Origin of the sequence: Pseudomonas sp. AN3A02, from assembly GCF_011765255.1 — a bacterium.
Lineage (GTDB): Bacteria > Pseudomonadota > Gammaproteobacteria > Pseudomonadales > Pseudomonadaceae > Aquipseudomonas.
In genome coordinates, this window is record NZ_JAARNI010000004.1 from 237,898 (window position 1) to 257,282 (window position 19,385).

12 protein-coding genes and 2 pseudogenes are annotated in these 19,385 nt (G+C 57.4%); 12 read left to right on the forward strand and 2 right to left on the reverse strand.

What is annotated here, in order from left to right:
* Window positions 1-30: 30 nt before the first annotated feature.
* Window positions 31-633, forward strand: a complete 603-nt coding sequence (locus HBJ59_RS18140; protein ID WP_167664461.1) for a dTMP kinase — start codon at window positions 31-33, stop codon at window positions 631-633.
* On the opposite strand, the gene HBJ59_RS18145 is transcribed toward HBJ59_RS18140, so the two are convergent.
* Window positions 616-6,072: a WGR domain-containing protein gene (locus tag HBJ59_RS18145; RefSeq protein WP_167664323.1), complete on the reverse strand. Its 5,457-nt coding sequence runs from the start codon at window positions 6,070-6,072 to the stop codon at window positions 616-618. The two genes, HBJ59_RS18140 and HBJ59_RS18145, sit on opposite strands and share 18 nt — an antisense overlap.
* Window positions 6,060-7,262, reverse strand: coding sequence for a M48 family metalloprotease (locus tag HBJ59_RS18150; RefSeq protein WP_167664324.1), 1,203 nt, complete (start codon window positions 7,260-7,262; stop codon window positions 6,060-6,062). Before HBJ59_RS18150 ends, HBJ59_RS18145 begins: the two co-directional genes overlap by 13 nt.
* Before the next feature lie 286 nt (window positions 7,263-7,548).
* On the opposite strand from HBJ59_RS18150, the gene HBJ59_RS18155 reads away from it, so the two are divergent.
* The 11 genes and pseudogenes from HBJ59_RS18155 to HBJ59_RS18205 all read left to right on the forward strand — a co-directional run bounded on the left by HBJ59_RS18155 (window position 7,549) and on the right by HBJ59_RS18205 (window position 19,191).
* On the forward strand, window positions 7,549-7,947 hold the full coding sequence (locus HBJ59_RS18155; RefSeq protein WP_167664325.1) for a cytidine deaminase: 399 nt from the start codon (window positions 7,549-7,551) through the stop codon (window positions 7,945-7,947).
* A 54-nt stretch (window positions 7,948-8,001) separates the two neighbouring features.
* A complete protein-coding gene (locus tag HBJ59_RS18160) occupies window positions 8,002-9,267 on the forward strand; it encodes a NupC/NupG family nucleoside CNT transporter (RefSeq protein ID WP_167664326.1) in 1,266 nt (421 codons plus the stop codon).
* 10 nt (window positions 9,268-9,277) lie between these two features.
* Window positions 9,278-10,585, forward strand: coding sequence for a thymidine phosphorylase (gene deoA / locus HBJ59_RS18165; RefSeq protein ID WP_167664327.1), 1,308 nt, complete (start codon window positions 9,278-9,280; stop codon window positions 10,583-10,585).
* Complete coding sequence (locus HBJ59_RS18170) at window positions 10,582-11,835, forward strand: phosphopentomutase (protein WP_167664328.1); 1,254 nt, start codon at window positions 10,582-10,584, stop codon at window positions 11,833-11,835. Before deoA ends, HBJ59_RS18170 begins: the two co-directional genes overlap by 4 nt.
* 158 nt (window positions 11,836-11,993) lie before the next feature.
* On the forward strand, window positions 11,994-12,656 hold the full coding sequence (locus HBJ59_RS18175; protein WP_167664329.1) for a DCL family protein: 663 nt from the start codon (window positions 11,994-11,996) through the stop codon (window positions 12,654-12,656).
* 704 nt (window positions 12,657-13,360) lie between these two features.
* Entirely contained in the window at window positions 13,361-13,912 is a 552-nt protein-coding gene (locus HBJ59_RS18180) for a hypothetical protein (RefSeq protein WP_222615122.1), read from the forward strand.
* 118 nt (window positions 13,913-14,030) lie between these two features.
* A complete protein-coding gene (locus HBJ59_RS18185) occupies window positions 14,031-14,351 on the forward strand; it encodes a transposase (protein ID WP_167664330.1) in 321 nt (106 codons plus the stop codon).
* A pseudogene (gene tnpB / locus HBJ59_RS31610) lies at window positions 14,348-14,593 on the forward strand (IS66 family insertion sequence element accessory protein TnpB); the annotation flags it as partial. The gene HBJ59_RS18185 and the pseudogene tnpB, both read left to right, overlap by 4 nt.
* A gap of 18 nt (window positions 14,594-14,611) precedes the next feature.
* Window positions 14,612-14,776 (forward strand): annotated as a pseudogene (locus HBJ59_RS31615) (transposase domain-containing protein); the annotation flags it as partial.
* 322 nt (window positions 14,777-15,098) lie between these two features.
* Window positions 15,099-15,926, forward strand: coding sequence for a hypothetical protein (locus HBJ59_RS18200; protein WP_167664331.1), 828 nt, complete (start codon window positions 15,099-15,101; stop codon window positions 15,924-15,926).
* The gene (locus tag HBJ59_RS18205; RefSeq protein ID WP_167664332.1) at window positions 15,919-19,191 is read left to right on the forward strand and encodes a DEAD/DEAH box helicase; all 3,273 of its coding nucleotides are present in this window, start codon (window positions 15,919-15,921) and stop codon (window positions 19,189-19,191) included. The genes HBJ59_RS18200 and HBJ59_RS18205 overlap by 8 nt, the downstream gene beginning before the upstream one ends.
* Window positions 19,192-19,385 lie beyond the last annotated feature (194 nt).

The window sequence follows — 19,385 nt, forward strand, 5'->3', positions numbered from 1 at the left end:
CAGAGCACTGACCGCCCGCTGTTTGTTTCTATGGACGGGCCCAAGGGCACCGGCAAAACCACGCTGCTGGAAGCCGTTACCAAAGCACTGAGGGCGGACAACAAAAAGGTAATCCGGCTGTGCGAGAGAAAAAGCGATCCCTATCGCAGTGAAACAATGGTCCTCGTTAACCAACTCGCCAGAACGCCCAGCCGCGATCTGGAGTGGGAGGTGTGTAGGCGCTTCGCTGATAGCCGTGCCTGGATTTCCCGACACGTGCTGACTCAACAGCCGGCAGACAGCATTGTCTTGATTGACCGCTGGTACCCGTCGGATGCCGCGTTTCGCCGGGGCGTCCCGCTGGCAGACATCCTGCAATTGAACATTGATCGAAACGTGCAAGTGCCGGATCTGCATGTGGGGGTGGTCACCGACCCTGATATTTCATGGGCAAGGGCAGCCGCACGCCGGCGCGGGCTGAGCAGTACCGTGATCCACAAGCTGGAAGAACATGTCGCCTGTACCCAGGCGTTCGAGCAAGCGGTAGCGGATCACGGCTGGGTGTTGTGCCGCAATGAAGGAACCATTGAGGGCGCGACACGGCAGGTCATTTCCGAGATTTATAACGTCCTTGAATCATCCCGGTGTGATTGACCCCGCCTGCTCTTGATAGCCTTTGCGCAGTTTCTCTGCGATCAGCTTTTGCGCTTCGCGCACTGCGCGTTCGGGGCTGTCGAGGGACTTGATCAAGGTCTGGCCCTTGGTGCCGATGCGACCGAAGTTCACCACCACGTCCGCCTCCGTGACGCCGATACGCCAGAACTTGTTGGAGTTGCCTTCACCAAAGGTGAACTCACGCATCGGGGTCTGTGCTTCCGGAGTAGACGGAGCCTCGACCTCAACGGTTTCCGGTTCCACTGGCTGTTCAGGTTCTGGCAGCGCGGGCGCCTCTTCACCCCGTAGCAGCGCTTCAATCTGATTCAGCACCTCTTCCGGGGCCCGCAACCAGTCATGGCTGAGCACGTCGATAATCTTCCAGCCGAAGCTGCGCAGCACGGTCGGGCGGAAGATATAACGCTCACGCACGTCAGCCGCGGCCGCTGTATCGCCGTCCAGCAACACACCCAGGCTGAAGTGTTCACCGCTGGCGTCACTGATCGCCAGGTCGCAGCGGAACTGCGAACGCCCGACGTATTCCTGCACCGTATGCCCACGTTTGCGCAACGCAGCAGCGAGGGCACTGCGCAGGCTGTCCTTGGGCAGGCTGACCGCAAAGGATTGCTTGGCGCCCGGGTTGAGGTTGGCGAGGATGCCCTGGGAGCGCGGCGCGTCGCCGTTGGCGCTGGCCTGGGCGAATTGCAGGAACCCGCGCAGTGCCGCGGCACCGTCGTTGTGGGTGTTGGTGATGGCATCCGCTTCAATGCTGGAGACAATCGCCATGCGCTTACGCGCACGGCTGAAGATCACATTCAGGCGTTTTTCCCCGCCGCGCTGGTTGATCGGGCCGAAGTTCATCAGCATCTTGCCGTTCGGTCCTGGCGCGTAGCAGATGCTCAGGATGATCACGTCGCGTTCATCACCCTGGACGTTCTCCAGGTTCTTGACGAACAGCCCATTGAACTGCCCGGCGTCTTCACGCACGTATTCTTGCTCAAGGCGCGTGGCAAAGGCTGAGTCACTGGCGGCCAAGTCTTCCAGGGCCTGCTCGATGGCGCCTTGCTGGGCTTCGGAGAAGGCCACAATGCCCAGGCTCAGGCCGGTCTCGCGTTGCAGCAACTCACGCACCAGTTTGGCGATGTAGCGTGCTTCGGCCAGGTTGCTGCGGCTGAGGTAGACGCCATCGCTCATCTTCAGAAAGCTGATCGGGCTGTCGAGCAGCGTATCGGCGCCCTGAATTACTGCCTGGGCATCCATGGAGTCCAGGGCCGCATGGGCCGGGGCAGGGCGCTCGATACGCCGGTCGGGAATGGTGATCAACCGGCCTTCATAGAACGCCGCGTTGGAGAAGCTGATCAACGCTTCATGTCGGCTGCGGTAGTGCCAGGCCAACAGGGTTGCCGGCAAATTACGCGCGGCCTGGCTCAGCAGGCTGTCGGCGTCGAGGTTGATTGCAATCTGCTCGCCGTCCTCCATGGCGATCAGTTCGTTATCGTCCTGTTCGCCTGCGCTGGAGAAGAAGTTGGTCGGTGGCAATTGCATCTCGTCACCCACCACGATCACCTGCTGCGCACGACTCAAGGCCGGCACGGCTTCTTCACTGGGGATCTGGCTGGCCTCGTCGAAAATCACCACGTCGAACAGGTCCGGGGTCAGCGGCAGCGTGTCGGACACCGACAGCGGGCTCATCAGCCAAATAGGCTTGAGGTCGTTGATCACGCGGCCACTGTCACCACTCGCCATTTCGCGGATGGAGCGATAACGCATGGTCTTGCCCAGCTCGTGTTCCAGTTCACGGCGGCCCTTGGCATAGGCTTTCTTGAACTCACGGGCCTGGGCGTCCAGTTGGGTCACCGACATCGCCGATTGCTTCACGTGTTCCAGGAAACGCTGGTGCAGCGTGGCGCTGAGCACATGGGCGTTGTGTTTGAGCAGGCTGCTTTCAGCCTGGCTGACCTGCCGCGCGGCTAGGCTCAAGGCCGGGCCATCGAAGCGCGCCAGTTGCGGGTTGGCGCGGTACAGGCGAGTCAGGTTTTCCTGGGCAATCAACCCATCCAGCGCCTTTTGCGCCAAGGCGTGCTGTTGCACGGCCAACAGGCAGACGGAGTCGGCCTGGTGCAGCTCATTGAGCAGGGGCAGGGTGTCGGGCAGTTCGTCGAGTTCTTCACGCAGGTCGCGCAGGTATTCGGCCAACTCGCCCAGGCTCGGTGCCGGTTCAAACACGCAGTGCTGCGCAACCAGCTCGGCCAGGCGTGCAACCGGCTGGCGCAGGCTGGCTTCCTGGCGTACACCCGGCAGGGCGTTCGGGTTACCGCGCAGGCCTTCGACCCACTGGCGCAATAACGGTGATGTGCTCAGTTGCTGGAGCAGGGCTTGCAGGTTTTGCACGAACTGGTCGATGTCCTGGATGCCGTAGTGACTTTGCAGGCGCTGCTGCTCGGCCTGCAACTCGGCGGTGGCGCGGTGTTCGCCGGCCAGGTTATCGAGCACGCTGCGGTAGCTGGGGCGCACCGCGTGCTGGCTGAAGTCGTAGCGCCGTTGCAGCTCGCCGCGCAGCCGCCACCAGGCAGGTTGCAGCCAACGCAGCAACGAGCCTTCCAGGCGCTGCACCAGATCCAGTGCGGCCTGGGTGTCCTGGGGCGCGAGTTTGTTGCGCCAATGGCGGGTGGTTTCAGCGGCGTTGTGTTGTTGCACGGTCAGCGTTTGCAGAGCGGCTTGTTCGGCCTGCAACGCCTGGGAACCGGGTGAGCCCGGTTCCAACAGGTCGAGGTGCGATGCCAGGTTGGCGCCGGTCAGTTGCTCCGCTGCCTGGGTCAGCACCCGCGCATCCGCCAGGCGGGTGTCACTGGACAGCAGGCTGGAGGATGACTCCAGAAACTGCTCGACGCTGTCCATCAGCCCACCCGCTTCATCCAGGAACGCCTTGAGCTGGCCATAGGCATGTTCGTGGGTAATGAGGCTTGAGGCCAGATGGCTGAAAGGGTGACGCGCAAAACTGTCGAGGCCGAAGCGCTCGTTGATCGCCTGATACAGCCGGCCAGTCAGTTCACTTTGCGCCTGCCAGTGACGCCATTCGGGCAAGCGTTCCAGGACTTCGGGTGGCAGCTTGGCAGCCAAGGCCGGCAGGTCGATCAGATGCCGCACCAGCTCGCGCACGGAGCAGGCCAGCGTTTCCGGTACCTCGGTCATGGCCTGTTCAAAGCGCTCGATCAGGCCCAACTGTTGGCCCAGGGTGGCCAGTGTGGCGTTGCGTCGGGCTTGCAACTGCGGCGACTGGGCATCACCGGCAATCCAGCGCTCATAGCACTCTCGCAGGTTGCCCACGAAGGCTTTCTTGTCGGTTTGGGAGTCGTGAATCAGGCAGCACAATTCACCCAGTTCACTCTGTTGCAGGCGATGGAACACCACATCCAGTGCCGCGCGCTTTTCGCACACAAACAGCACCCGCAGGCCGCGACCGGCATAGTCGGCAATCAGGTTGGTGATGGTCTGGGACTTGCCGGTACCCGGCGGCCCCTGAATGATGAAATTGCGCCCGGTGCGGGCCAGGCTGACGGCAGCGTTCTGCGTCGCGTCGCCGGCCACCACGTTCCATTGTTCCGGCAGCGGGATCGGGTCCGGTGCCTGGACCTCGACCTCCCGCGGCTCAATGGAGAACATCCGGTCAAACGCTTCGTTCTGCGCCGGTTCGTCGATCAACTGCGCGTAATCGCGCACCAACGACATCTTGCGATAGTTGAAGTTGGCCAAGGTGACCTGGGTCAGGTCGATGTCCCAGGCGTAGCGATGCCCCTGATTCTCGGGCAGGGCGAAGGTGCTGTTTTCAGTACTGCTGGCGACCATCTGCGGATGTTGGTCGCGCAGCGACGGCTTGCCGCCGACCGCGAGGCGCAGCGGCAACGCGCTGGGCAGCACCTTTTGCTGGAACAGTTGCAGGCCCAGTGGGCGGTAATCTTCGCGGTCGTAGCTGAAATCCGGCTTCACCAATGGCATGGCCGAGCGCTGACGGGCGCGGCGGCGCTGGAAGTGGTGCAGGTGCTGCACTGCCTTCTGGTGGATCAGTTCGATTTGCGGTTTGCTTTGCAGGCGCAACTCCACGCCAGGCTCGGTCAGCTTGATCTGGCGCGCAATATCCGCGTGAATTTCTTCAAGCGAGGTGTTTTGCAGGTCGACGGTTTCCGGCAACTGGATATCGTAGAGCTGGCGCAACTGATGACGCAGTACCGGGTTGAATTCGGCCTCGGTCTCATCGCACTGCAACATGAACTGGTCGCGCACACCTTTTTTGCGGCTCAGCTCCACCGGCAGCCACAGCAGCGGGGTGACGATGCGTTCTTCCGGCGTGTCCTTGAGGTTGTGCCAGCGCATGAAGGCCACCACCAGGCGCAGGTTGCTGAAGCCGAATTCGGCACGGTCGCGGCGGGTTTCCTGAATGATGCGTTCCAGGGACGCCTGCAGCCAGGTCTGGTCTTCAAACCGCAGCCATTGCTGCAGGCCAACCGGCTTGCCGCTCAGTACCTGCTCGGAGAAACCGCCGAGGGTAGGCTGCCAGGTACACAACGTTTCAGGCCGGATGCTTTCAATCCGCATCACCAGCGGCACGCTGGCCACGGTCAGGTTGACGTTGGCCTGGGTCGGCCGGAAGTGCAGCAGGCGATTGCGCCGCGACAGGTCAAACAACCGGTTGCGCAGGTGCTCCAGCACCACGGTGCGCCGCGACGCCGGGCCTTCGGCCTGGGCCAGCACACGCTCGACATCCAGGCTGGCCGGCTGCTCGCGCCAGGACTCCAGCCGCCGGGCCAGGGAACTGACATCGGTGGCGCGCTCGTGCCGGTTGAGTTCGGTCATCTCGACGATCAGGTTGGCCAGCACCGGGTTAAGCCGTCCGTTGAGCTGGAACAGGTTGCGCCGGTGCCGGGCAAACGTTTTTACGTCATTGATATCGGCAAAATCCAGCCCGCAGGCCAGGCACGCCAGCAACTGCCCGAGCTGGAAAATATCGGTGATTTCGTCGTGATGCCCGAGACGATGCTCCCAACTGTGCAAGTCCGTGAGGAACACCGGGCGGTCGATGGCCTGGTGCGGGTCTTCCTGCACCTGCAGGTCGGTAATGGCCACGCCACTTTCCGAATCCCGAGTCAGGCGCACGGTGCCGACGATATTCAGCGCCGACTCCGGATTGGGCTGCACCTGCTTGATTGCCTCCAGCGCCAGGCGCGGCGGCACGCCCTCGAGGTTGCGCAGTTGCAGGGTGCGCTCTGGCCCCAGCATCACGTTGAGGTAGCTGAGCTGGGCGACACGACCCTGTTCATGCAATTGCGCCACCTGGCGCAGCAGCGGCAACGCCAGGAACACCACATCGTCGATGGGCACGGCAGCGCCATCGTGGCTTTGCAGCAATTGAGTGAAGGTGACGGGTTGGGTTATTGGGTCCATGTGTCGACCTCCGCTTTGAGCGCGCGAACGATCGGGTCGAGCTCACGTTTGGGTAATTTGATATCGCGCTTGAGCACGTTGATAAAGTCGTCAGCGCTGCCGAGCTTCTTCGCGGTGCGCGCGGCATGCAGCAACGCGTCGTCGCGCAGGTCGCGGTCCACCAGGCTCAGGTCGAGCATGATGAAGTGCAGGTATTCGTGGATGCTCGCGTCGATACGTTCGGCATTCAGCGTGCCAAGGTCCAGGGGCGTTTCAGTGTCCTTCCAGTCGGGAAAGAACCCCCGCACCTGATTGAGCACAGCGTCCGACTGCAACACCGACGCACTGATAAAGCTGGCGATAAAGCCGCGGGTGAGGGCGGTCAGCTCCACCTGGTCGGTCACATCCAGGCGACTGAGCGACAACGGCCCGCGCAACCGGCGGTGCAGCCAGGCGTCCGTTTCCGGAAGCTGCTGCCACCAGCTGTCAACGGCCTGGGAGCGCAGAAACGCCTCCGGGTGCGATACGCCCTGGGACAGCTGCGCATCCTTGCCGTCCAGTTCACGGGCCTGCTGCAAATAGCTGGCCGCGTCGACACTGACAATCCCGGTGTGAATCTTCACCAGCGAGGTGATGGACGCTTCTGGACCGCTGGCCACCAGCGCCGCACCGCGGTCGGCGTAGATCTCGGTGTGCAGGCTATATAACCGCGCGGTCTGTTCCAGGCTGGGTGGGGTGTACACGTCAGCCATCGCGTGATTCAGAATCCGGTCGGCGGTGAGAAAGTCACCGTCGTGCTCCGACCACAGACGGTAATGCGCCAGTTCATGCCCCAGCAACGCCAGCAACTCCTGGGCGTCGAGCCGTTCAAGGATCGGCCCGTAGAACACCACATGCACTTCGCCGGCCAGGTAATACAGGCTTGCATTCATCGCGCCATCGCCGGCCTGGTAAAGCGTGGCCGGGGCCTGGATCTGCAAGCACTGCAACGCCGTCTCGCAAGCCTGATAGGCCTGCGGATGAGTCTCGGGGCTCAGGCGATAAGTGTCTCGCAGCAATTGCGCACGCACATCCTGGGCGTGTTCCTGCTGAACTACGAGGGACGAGGCCCAGCTCCACACGGCAGGTTCACTGGCTTTCAGGTAATCGACTACCTGCTGGTGGTAAGGCAGTGGCGTCAGGCTGCTGATGTCCAGCGCGGGGGTACTCATCGTTCAAACGTCCTTGAGGATACGGCTCCATAAGCTGCGTCTGGGCTGGCATCCCGGTATCAGTGGTCGGCAATAAACGCGGAGCATACCTATGGGAGGGGGAAATTACTTGTGAAAACTACACATCCCCGCGTGCGGCGGGCGTGTTCAAGCGGTTCCGCCAGACACCGTTGTGCACGCGCGCAAAAAAAGATTGAATTATCACATCTATTGTTATTTAAATAACACCACAAGAGCGTCACGGCCTCCCTGGCCGTGCTCGCAACAAGATGGGATGACCCTGTGAATGACAATTGAAGAACGCTTGATGGAACAGGCAAAGCGTGCCGCCCAAAGCACGTACTCGCCTTACTCCCATTTCCCGGTCGGCGCGGCGTTGCTGACCGCCGACGGTGAGGTGGTACAGGGTTGCAACGTGGAGAATATCTCTTACGGACTGACCAACTGTGCCGAGCGCAGTGCCTTGTTCAGCGCCATCAGCCAGGGCCATGCGCCAGGCAGTTTCACGGCGATGGCTGTTTATGCACCCAACGTTTCACTGATAAGCCCTTGCGGTGCCTGCCGCCAGGTGATGCTGGAGTTGATGGCCAAGGATGCGGTGGTGATTTGCCAGGGCAGTGACCCGGCCGCCACGCGCACCTGGACCCTGGAGCAATTGCTGCCAGGCGCCTTCGACGCTTTCTAATCCTGGGCAGGCCTTCGGGCCTGCGTCCGCTTGGTCCATTGTTGAGACGCCTGCATGATCAGTCTTGTCGGAATAGCGACCCTTATTCTTATTGCCATTGCTTTGTCCCATCAGCGACGCTCTATCAACTGGCGCACCGTCTCGGTAGCGTTTTTGATCCAGGTGTTGATCGGTGCTTTTGCGCTGTACGTGCCTTGGGGCCAGACAGTGCTGGCCTCGCTATCGGGGGCGGTGGCATCGCTGCAGCTCTATGCGAACAAAGGCATCGAGTTTCTGTTTGGCGGCCTGAGTTCGCCGCACATGTTTGAAGTGTTCGGCAGCGGTGGGTTTGTATTCGCGATCCGCGTATTGCCGATGATCGTGTTCTTCGGCAGCTTTATCTCGGTGCTGTATTACATCGGCGTGATGGGCTGGATCATACGGTTGGTGGGCGGCGGCCTGCGCCTGTTGCTGGGCACCAGCCGCATCGAGTCGATGGTGGTGACGTCGGCGATTTTCATCGGCCAGTCGGAAGTACCGCTGGTGGTTCGGCCATTCATTGCCAAGCTGACGCGCTCTGAGTTATTCGCGGTAATGGTCGGCGGTTTCGCGGCGGTGGCCGGCTCGGTGCTGTTGGGTTACGCCGGGCTGGGGGTGGAGCTCAAGTACCTGATCGCGGCGTGTTTCATGTCGGCGCCCGGTGCTCTGTTGATGGCGAAGCTGATGGAGCCGGAAACCGAATCAGCCCGCACCGAACAGGTGATCGAGGAACTGGGACAGGCTGAGAATCGCCCCACCAATATCATCGACGCTGCTGCCGAAGGGGCCCAGGTCGGCTTGCGCCTGGCACTGTCCGTCGGCGCCATGCTGCTGGCGTTTATCGCGTTGATCGCCCTGTTCAACGGGCTACTGGGCTGGGCCGGCAACTGGTTTGGCTACCCGCAGTTGACCCTGCAACTGGTGCTCGGGCACGTGCTGGCGCCCATCGCTTTTCTGCTTGGGGTGCCGTGGCACGAGGCGGTCATGGCCGGCGGTTTTATCGGTGAAAAACTGGTACTCAACGAGTTCGTCGCCTATGCCGACCTGGCCAACTACCTGACCCCGGCCAAAGCCGCCGAAGCCGGTGTGCCGCTGTTGTCGGTCCACACCCAGGTAATCGTCACCTTCGCCCTGTGCGGCTTTGCCAATCTGTCTTCGATTGCCATTCAACTGGGGGGCCTGACGGGTATCGCCCCGCAACGCCGCCAGGAACTGGCGCGGCTGGGCTTGCGGGCCATGATCGGCGGCACGCTTTCCAATCTGATGAGCGCGGCGATTGTCGGCTTTTTCATCTCACTGTAAGGAGCACAGTATGTGGTTGCCACAAGAAGTGATTCGCCGTAAACGCGACGGGCACACCCTGGCCGCGACGGACATTCAACGGTTTGTCACCGGGATTGCCGACGCAAGTCTCAGCGATGGGCAGGTGGCGGCGTTCGCCATGGCGGTGTTCATCAAGGGCATGGACGTGACCGAGCGTATTGCCTTGACCGAGGCGATGCGCGACTCCGGCCAAGTATTGAGTTGGGATCTGCCGGGGCCGGTCGTCGACAAGCATTCCACCGGCGGCGTCGGCGACATGATCAGCTTGATGCTGGCGCCCTTGCTGGCGGCCTGCGGCTGTTACGTGCCGATGATTTCCGGGCGTGGCCTTGGGCATACCGGCGGCACCCTGGACAAGCTCGAGAGCATCCCCGGTTACGACTGCCAACCCAGCCCTGAACGTTTGCGCACGGTGGTCGCCGAGGTCGGTTGCGCCATCATCGGCCAGACGGCCAACCTTGCCCCTGCGGACAAGCGCTTGTACGTGATCCGCGATGTGACCGGGTCGGTCGAGTCGATTGATCTGATCACCGCATCGATCCTCGGCAAGAAACTCGCCGCCGGCCTCGACGTATTGATCATGGATGTGAAAACCGGCAATGGCGCATTCATGGCCGAGCCCGAGCAGGCACGAGACTTGGCCGCCAGTATCGTCGCCGTGGCCAACGGTGCCGGGGTCAACACCCGCGCCCTGATCACCGACATGAACCAGCCGCTGGCCCGCAGCGCCGGCAATGCCCTGGAGGTTGCCGAAGCGGTCGCACTGCTTAAGGGCGAGGTGCGCAGTGAACGCCTGTGGGCGGTGACCTTGGCCCTGGCGACCGAGGTACTGACGATGGCCGGCCTGGCGAGGGATGAGGCTCAGGCCCGTGATCAATTGCTTCAGGCGTGGCAGAGCGGGGCAGCCTTGCAGCGCTTCGAGCAAATGGTCAGTGCCCTGGGTGGCCCGCAGGGCTTTGCCCACAACCCCGATGCGTATTTACCCAAGGCCGCTGTGTCGATACCGGTGTGGGCCGAGAAAGAGGGCTGCGTCAGCGAGATCGACACCCGGGCGGTGGGCTTGGCGGTAGTGGCATTGGGCGGCGGGCGCAGTCATCCAGACGACGTGCTGGACCTGTCAGTCGGCTTCAGCGAATTGGCCTTTGTCGGTGAACAGGTGAACGCGCAAAGGCCCTTGGGTTGGGTACACGCGCGAAATACAGAGCAAGCCGAGCAGGGCGCATCCGCCTTGCGCGCAGCCTATCGATTAGGTGGTGAACGCCTGGCCGAACGCAACTTGATCCAGGAAATACTATGAGCAAGGCCATCGTGTTGGTGCTGGATTCGTTGGGCATCGGTGCCAGTGCCGACGCCGCCCTTTTTGGCGACTCAGGCGCCGACACCTTGCGCCATATCGCCGAGGCGTGCGCCCGTGGCGAAGCCGATGGGCCGTTGCGCCGGGGGCCTTTGTCCCTGCCGAACCTGGGGCGGTTGGGATTGGGGGCTGCAGCGGCGGCCAGTGGCGACGGCCCGTTGCCGGGCGACTGGGGCAACGCTGCACCGAGCGGTGCCTTCGGCCACGCACGGGAGCAATCGTCCGGCAAAGACACACCGTCCGGGCACTGGGAAATGATGGGCGTGCCGGTGTTGTTTGACTGGGGTTATTTCGAAGAGCCGGTCAACTCCTTTCCGCCACAGTTGCTGGCCGACCTCATTGAGCAGGCAGCCTTGCCGGGTATCCTGGGCAATTGCCATGCCTCGGGTACCACCGTGCTGGACGAACTGGGTGAGGCACACATCCGCAGCAAGCAGCCGATTTGCTACACCTCGGCCGACAGCGTGATGCAGATCGCCGCCCATGAAAGCCATTTCGGGCTTGAGGAGTTGTACCGGGTGTGTGAAATCGCGCGCACCTTGTGCGATGAATACACCGTTGGCAGGGTCATTGCCCGACCGTTCACCGGAGAACACCCGGGTGAGTTTCGCCGCACCGGCAATCGCCGCGACTACACCGTGCCGCCGCCGTCGGCGACATTGCTTGATCATCTCTGCGACGCCGGTGGCACCGTGCATGCGGTGGGCAAGATCGGCGACATTTTCGCGCACCGCGGCATTAGTCGGTTGTACAAGGCAGACGGCAACGACGCGCTGTTCGATGCCACGCTCAAGGCTTACAGGGAAGCGCCAGACAACAGCCTGGTGTTTGCCAACTTCGTCGACTTCGACATGCTCTACGGGCACCGCCGGGACCTGGCCGGATATGCGACCGCGCTGGAAGCCTTCGACCGCAGGTTGCCGGAGTTATTGGCGTTAATGGACCCGCAAACGTTGCTGGTCATCAGCGCCGACCACGGTTGTGATCCTTCTCGTCCGGGCAGCGATCACACTCGCGAGCATGTGCCTGTGTTGGCTTATGGTGCGGGCGTGGCGGCGGGGTGGTTGGGGGAGCGTGAAAGCTTTGCTGATATAGGCCAGACGTTGGCAGCGCATTTGGGGTTGGGGCCGTTGGAGTGGGGGACGTCTTTTCTGTTGGAGGCTCGTGCTTCATCGCATATGACGCTTGAATAGGAGATGATTTGATCCAGCGACACGGGCGTAAAGAGCTGTTCGCGAGATATGCACTACGCGTTGCGCCAAGCTTGTTGATTTAAAACTTCTGATTTGGTTGGGACGTATCCCCTTGTAATTACGACGCTGAGTTAACAAATGAGGTAGGAGACTTCTAAATGTTCTGGTTAGGGCCATTTGAGTACAAATCTAAAAAGGATCTTTTGGACCGTCTCAAAAACTATCTGCAAAAAGCACAGATTGGCATGATCACTAACAAGCTCGCGGTCAAAAAAATGCACCTGCTCATAGCAATGCACCCGGATGCGAGTAGAAAAATGGGTGTCGGAATCGACCACTTCAAGATCGTGAGGAACCAAGTGGGAGCGGGAAGGGGGATCAGACTCGTCCGCATTGATGGTAGCGAAGAAGGTTTCTCCTACAAACGCTGCATCACTGGCGCAGTCCAATCGCCACATGGCAAGGTATGCGAGGCATTGAGGTTTACTGTGCGTTCTCAATTGATCGCATTTCGTGATGCACTTGGTCTGCCAGTAAAGTGTGCGATCAGCGACGTGATCATCACCGATCGAAAGGATTTACACATTGATCACAAGGATCCTTTCTGGATTCTGCTGGAGCGATTTTGTCAGGATCGCAAAGTAGACTTGGCCGCTCTGGAAACGTCCGGAAATGGAGAAAACCTGGCGTTGATGGACCTGAAGATTTCTACCGCATTCGAGGACTACCACCGGCTCCATGCGGAACTTCAACCGCTATTGAAGGCCGCCAATGTGGCAAAGGGAGGTCGGCGTGCTGCCTTTACGGAAACCAGCATGTAGACGGTAAGGTCGCCGGGAGTTGATGGGATTGGACAATTGGGAGCGTTGCAGGCTTATATACAGCGTTTAACAACTGGGCGATGTCAAATGTTCATGAATCGCTCATCGGGAGAACGCCCCTGGCTTAATGCTCCAGAAATGAATGCGGATGTTCATCGATTAATGTTCATAGACCTAGTTTTCTGCCCCCTCCTTAGCCTCGTCGCCCCGACCTCTGAACTGCCGCGAAATACATCCAGCGTTTGCCGACCTTGATGTACGTAACATCGCCACACCACACCTGGTTGATCGCCGTGACATCAAACTTGCGCTTGAGCAGATTATGACTACCTCGTTGATATGCTCGGCCACCCAGAGGTGCTCCCTGCGGGCTAACGAGCTCTAGCGGCTCTTCGAGCTAATCGTATGAATGCCCGTTTCAAACATCCGCTATGCCTTCTGGATGCCTCAAAGGCGGCGGGCGGCTTTGGTAGCTTTGGCGTGACCTGAAGATCGTGTAGCGACTGCAGGTCAGTATCAAGACAATCGATCTCTATCGCGTTCGGGTGATGACGCGCATGAAAGCTGAAAGCTGGCCGGCTCTGGTAGGGGATGGCCATTGCTGCTGCCAGGTTGCTCACTGAGCCCGGGCAGCACATTCGAAGTGCCTTAAAAATGCCAGAGAGCATAAAGTTAGAGGCTAGGTGCGCCTAGTCGACGTGGCCATGACGCCGACTCACTCGCACGGTGGCATCGCTTCTGCAATCCTGCCGGAGCTCAATCTTCCTCATGGATCTGGAGTAGGTATGCGAAGGGATCAGATCACAGATGAGCTGACTCAGCTCGCTTTCGAGTTCTTTTATGGCTTTTCTCGGTTCGAGTTTTGTTTGAAAGAAAACGGTTTTCTGGGAAATGACAAGCCTGGTAACGCCGCTGAGCCAGGATGGAATGCATTTGTAGAGCGGTATTCAGGAACCTATACGCTGTCCCCTGAGGCCGGAGATCTGCTCGCGGCTCCTCCCAGCAAACAGGTTGTTGGAGAGAGTCGGGCTTTAGAGTGGCGCGGTCTCAGATTCGGTGAGGGAGAATCGGATTTGGCAAAAGTGGTTCGCGTAGTTAAGACCGTTCGCAACAATCTTTTTCACGGCGGAAAGCATGGTGACGCGGGATGGGACAATCCAGAGCGCACGCGGGCGCTTATCACGAACAGTCAGGCCGTACTGGGCACTTTAGTCGAGCTTGGAGATTTTCAAGAGGACTATGAGCGCCGGTACTGAGATTTGGACACCTTCAGGGTAAGCGTCCGGCGAACTCGCCTTCCGAACTCCAGCATTAAGGGCGATGGTGTCCGCGTATTTTTAAGCGGACGCGATCACCCTTACCGCCAGGATTTTCATGCGCCAACGAAGCTCTTACCCCAATCCGTTCAAGGCCCAGGTCGTTCAGGACTGCCTGCAACCTGGCGCAACCGTGTCCAGTGTCGCCATCAGACACGGCATCAATGCCAACGTCATCCGCAAATGGCTGCCGCTCTATCGAGACCAATCCGCAGCAACCTCACTACCGGCATTTGTCCCGCTGAAGGCTGCACCTAAACGGCCCGCCGAAACGTTAGTGACAATTGAATTGCCCATGGTCGGGCAAGTGATCATGGTGAAATGGCCAGCCTCAGATTCTGAGGGCTGCGCGCAATTTATCCGGGCTGTCGCTCAATGATCCGCATTGATGCCATCTGGCTGGCCACCGAGCCGATGGACATGCGCGCCGGTACCGAAACCGCCTTGGCGCGAGTGATCGCGGTGTTCGGTGCGGCGAAGCCGCACTGCGCTTATCTGTTCGCTAATCGCCGGGCTAATCGGATGAAAGTGCTGGTAAACGATGGTGTCGGCGTCTGGCTTGCCGCGCGTCGACTGAACCAAGGCAAGTTCCACTGGCCCGGCATTCGCCATGGCTGCGAGGTCGATCTCGATAACGACCTACGTAGCGGTAAGCGGGCGGATGCAATCATGAGCCTGATCCAGTCGGCGCGTATGAATGGACATGATCCGTATGCCTATCTCAAGGATGTGCTGACGCGGCTACCGACGCAACGGGCCAGTGAGATAGGGCAACTGCTGCCGCATCAGTGGATGCCGGCCTGATTTACGCAAGGTGAGTTGGGCGGACGCTTACCCTTCAGGCGCGTGAGGACAAACTCCGCTCCATCGTTTTGTAATGTCCAATCTAGCAAGGGGGGTACGGATGTGCTCTTTGTGGCTCGGGATAGGCAGATCTGAGCTATTCGGGGGATCACTACAGCTATGTTAATGTGCCATCATCCGGCTTGTGAGGGTAGGACGTAGGAGGGGAGCCTTTCCTTCTCAAGCTCTGCAGTCAGCACTCGAAGTGGAAGGAAGTGTTCTGTTAAGCCGAGAGTCTGGGGTATTGGTTACTGATTAATGTGATGTGGGATGGATTCTGAAAATGCCGATAAATCAAAAAACAGTCGCTTCCAGTGAGTGCGAATTCTCTGAGTGGGAAATTGATCCTTTAAAAGAAGACAATCTCGCAGAAATCGTTGCCTATTTGTATCTGAGGCAAGAAGAGAATGCTCAACGAGTAATTAGTCAGGTTGCAACGCAAAGGGTTGAGCCCTTTGGTAATGTTGTTGCAAATGTGATAAGGAAACTTGGGGTTCTCAGTCCGACAGACCCTTCAAATACTGCAGATCAGATAAAAAACTCGATAATTCACCGAGATGGACTCTTGTTTCAGCATATATCCTGGGTTGTTACAAGGATTTCAATTCCAAGTGGTGTCATGACTTCGCCGCATGTGCGACAAGCTGACAAGGGGTTTGACGGCTTTGTACTTGAGCTTGATGAAAAAAAAGAAAAAGTCGATAGCATTATCATATCCGAAGATAAGGCCTCGGCTAAACCCAGGAACCTGATCACGTCTAAAGTTTGGCCAGAGTTAAAGCAGATAATTGATGGTGAGCGTGATGACGAAATTTTGGCTGAGCTGGTTGCTTTGCTCAAGGGGGTCGAGGGTGTAAATAAAGAGGGCGCTATAGGGCGAGTAGTGTGGGAGGAGGCGAGACGGTTTAGAGTTTGTATAGCTACTGGGGAAAATATTAGAGATACTGTTTCTGGCAGCTTTGAGAAGCTTATGAATGGTTTTTCAGGCACAGTTAGCGGAGCGATGAGTTCACGCACGGGTGGGGTTCTGGCATTTAAAAATGTTCGCGATGGTTTAGATAAGTTTGCTCTCGCAGTCGTCGAAAAAGTGAAGGAGATTTATCGTGTTTGACTCCAGTTCTCGTGCGCTCCTGAAAAGTGCTCCAGACCTTCCCGAATTCGACCCGGATACCATCGATACTCTACTGACAGAGGCTCATGTAGAAATTGCGACAGCACGCCTGGCTATTCAGCGGGGTGCTGATTCGGATAGATCGACTCTGACCAAGGTTAGGCGACTGGCTTCAACATTTGAAGCATATGTTGTACTTGATATACAACCTGAGAAAAAGAGAGCTGCCGCATTCGTCGCCGGTGTTGCTCACCAAGTAATCTCGATGGCACGAAATGCGGAGAATAGTAAGCGCACGCTTCTTAGTGCTGAAGCTATTGACTCTACAATCTCAACGACGCTGCTGTTTCTCATTGCGGATCGTTCAGCAGATGCCGCTGAAGCTGCCAGTCGTCTCACGGTAGTTAATGCTACTTCGTCAATGCGAAGCGCGTTAATATTATCTATTAAAGATCTGGCTATGGGGCGGCTTGACTCTCTTCTGACGAGAGAATATCCCGTAGATGCGATGTACTCAGAGGTAAATGTTGGGCGCGATAGTCGTGAGTTTGCTGCAGATCTGCTTTTTCATGAATGTGCCACAGCTATCAAAGGTCTTGCAGCTGAGGCGCATGGCGCTGATTACGAATTTGACGTAAGGGATGCTCTAGACAAAGTATTGGATTTATCAAGGGCGACTACTGAAAATTTACCTGGCCTATCAGGTATGGTTAATTATCAATATGCTGGCCCGCATCATTTGGCTAGCCTTTTACTTGCTATGATCGAAGGCGTCAGATCATCGATGCTTGCCCGCCTGGCGACTCCGGAAGGGGCCAATGTTGGAGAATGGGATAAATGGACAATCAGCCAGTCTAAATTGCGACCTTTTTTATGGGTAAACCATCAAAAGGCAATCCAGAGCGGCTATTTGAACCGTGGAAATTCCATGGTGATGACATCGCCGACTGGCTCAGGTAAGACCACGCTTTCCATGCTGAAAATTGCAGCGGTTCGTTGTTCTGGGAGGTCAGTTGTTTATCTGGCACCGACGCATGCATTAGTAGATCAAGTCGAGAACGACTTCGCGCACCATTTAGCGGATATTGAGGCAGTGAGCGTTGAAGACAAGGCACTCGAAGAGCTTGGTGATGCGCTTCCCCCATTCGCAGTTATGACGCCTGAGCGATTGCTAGCTCTCTTAGGTTTCGCTCCGGAACTATTTGGAAACGTCGGGCTTATCGTGTTTGATGAGTTTCACCTCATCGGTATGGATATAGATCCCAAGAGTGTTAAGGTGGGTTCGAGGTCAGTTGACGCTATGCTGTCACTCCTCGGGTTTACTCGCCTATGTCCAACTGCTGATCTATTACTCATGTCTGCAATGGTCAAAAATGCCAATGAGATTGCTAGTTGGCTTAGCCATGTTTTAGGCCGAGGAGTGCATGTCTTTGACGATCCATGGAAGCCAACCCGTCAGTTAAGGACATGCGTCGTATATGACGAGAAAGCACTTGATGCAGCCGTCGAGGTCGCTGCTCAAGGGGAAACAAAAAAAGAGCGCAGTCGAGTGTCCTCCGAACCTCTTGGCCTTTTTTCATTAGTCGCAGGCTGGCACCCGACGCAAACAGAAACATTTGCGATTAGAAGGCTTAGTGATGCCAATCCATTTTTAAATATTAATGATAAGGGTTATCTGACGGCTAATCGCAATGAGTTGGCTGCCACGCTTGCCGCAGATTTTGCACATTTAGGCAAGAGGGTAGTGGTTTTTTGTAGCGACGTGAGGGTGTGTAGTTCGGTTGCTGATAGCGTCAACAAGCTATTGCCCCCGCCTTCTATAGTTCTTGATGAGAATCAAAGGTTAATCCGTGAAACAATCATTGAAGATGTTGGTGATGTTACTGCTATTTTCGAGGTAGACTCCAGGCGTGCAGGTGTCCACCATAGCGACCTTCTTCCATTGGAAAGACGGTTGGTTGAGGCAGCTTTTCGTAGTAAAAGAGGAAAGCAAGAGTTGGGGCTTGATGTTCTGGCTGCTACCTCCACTATCGCCCAAGGATTGAATCTACCTTGTGATGTCGTAATTTTGGCAGGAACAGATCGTAGCGCCGCTGACGACCCAACTGGAAATCCTCGAACTGACTTGCGCCCGCATGAGATTTTGAACGCTCTCGGTAGAGCTGGCCGAGCCGCATACGCTGCTACTGGGCTTTCTGTGGTCATCCCCGCAAAGCCCATTATTATTGAGCTAGACGAAGCTATCACTTCAAACAATGAAGATCTGTATACGACATTTGCTCAGCAAGATGCATGCGAAATAATATACGATCCTATTGACTACCTGCTTGACCGAATTGAGGTTTCTTCTGCGAATGATCTGAGAGTGCAGGCTTTGATTCGAAGGCTGAATGCAGTCACTCCCGAGGGTAGCAGTGGTCTCGATGGAATTGTCAGGCGCTCACTCGGGTATTTCCAGCGGAGCTCTCGAGACGCCAGCAGTGCGGAAACTTGGCTCGAAGGCCGACGAGTTGTTTTGAAAGCTGCAGAACAGGAGTTAGATGATCCGGAAGCTGACGACTGGCAGAAGGAACTAGCCATTCGCAATGGAGTTAACCCGCGTATTATTTCCAGCTTTGCTGATGCCCTAATAAAGTTGCCGGCTGAACTACGGTCAACCTCGGATTGGGTTGGGTGGGCGCTTGACATAATTTCGAAAAATCCTACAGATCTGAATGGTTTCTTGCGCGAAAGTGCTCTTGAGTCTGTGTTTGCCAGGGCTCATAGACCCGGTAATGATGCGGCAATAAAAGTCCTCTCTGCGCTGAAAAAGCTAGTGGAGATGTGGTGCTCAGGACTGAATGTAGTGAACATTGAGACGTGGCTTCTCGCGTTCATTCGAGAAAATGAGGGTGAAGTATCTAGGCAGGCGACTAAGTCGAAAACTGCGCATCACGCAAGGCGATTCATTGTCAGGTTAACACCTGATATTGGCTTTCTCTGTGGGGTAATTGGTCAGGTTGCTGCCCATGTGTTCGCGGAGATTGAAAACTCTCCACTAGACTTCATCGAGTTGCTACCGCAGATGATACGAGCTGGTGATTACAATCGGCACCAATTTGTGTTGCGTCAAAATATGGCTGGTAGCTCGAGAGTAGCTATTCATGAAGCATATCTTCGCCTCCAGGCAAGCTTTGACCTGAATCCGAACTCAAGCATAGATGCGGTGCGATCTGAGGTGAGAGATGCCTTATTTTTAGACTTGCTAAGGGGTTTTGACAGTTGACGTAGGATATTAACTTGCTAGGGCTGGTTGGCTATTAGGTATGCGGAATTAATTACGCGTCGCAAAAATATTATTGCGACGCCATTTTACACACTCCAAGGTAGCGCGGAGACTCCACAAAATCTAACATCCCAAGGCACGGCGATTGGGTTTCTCGGGATTCTGTAAAGAGCCTAAACTCTGTTATTATTTTA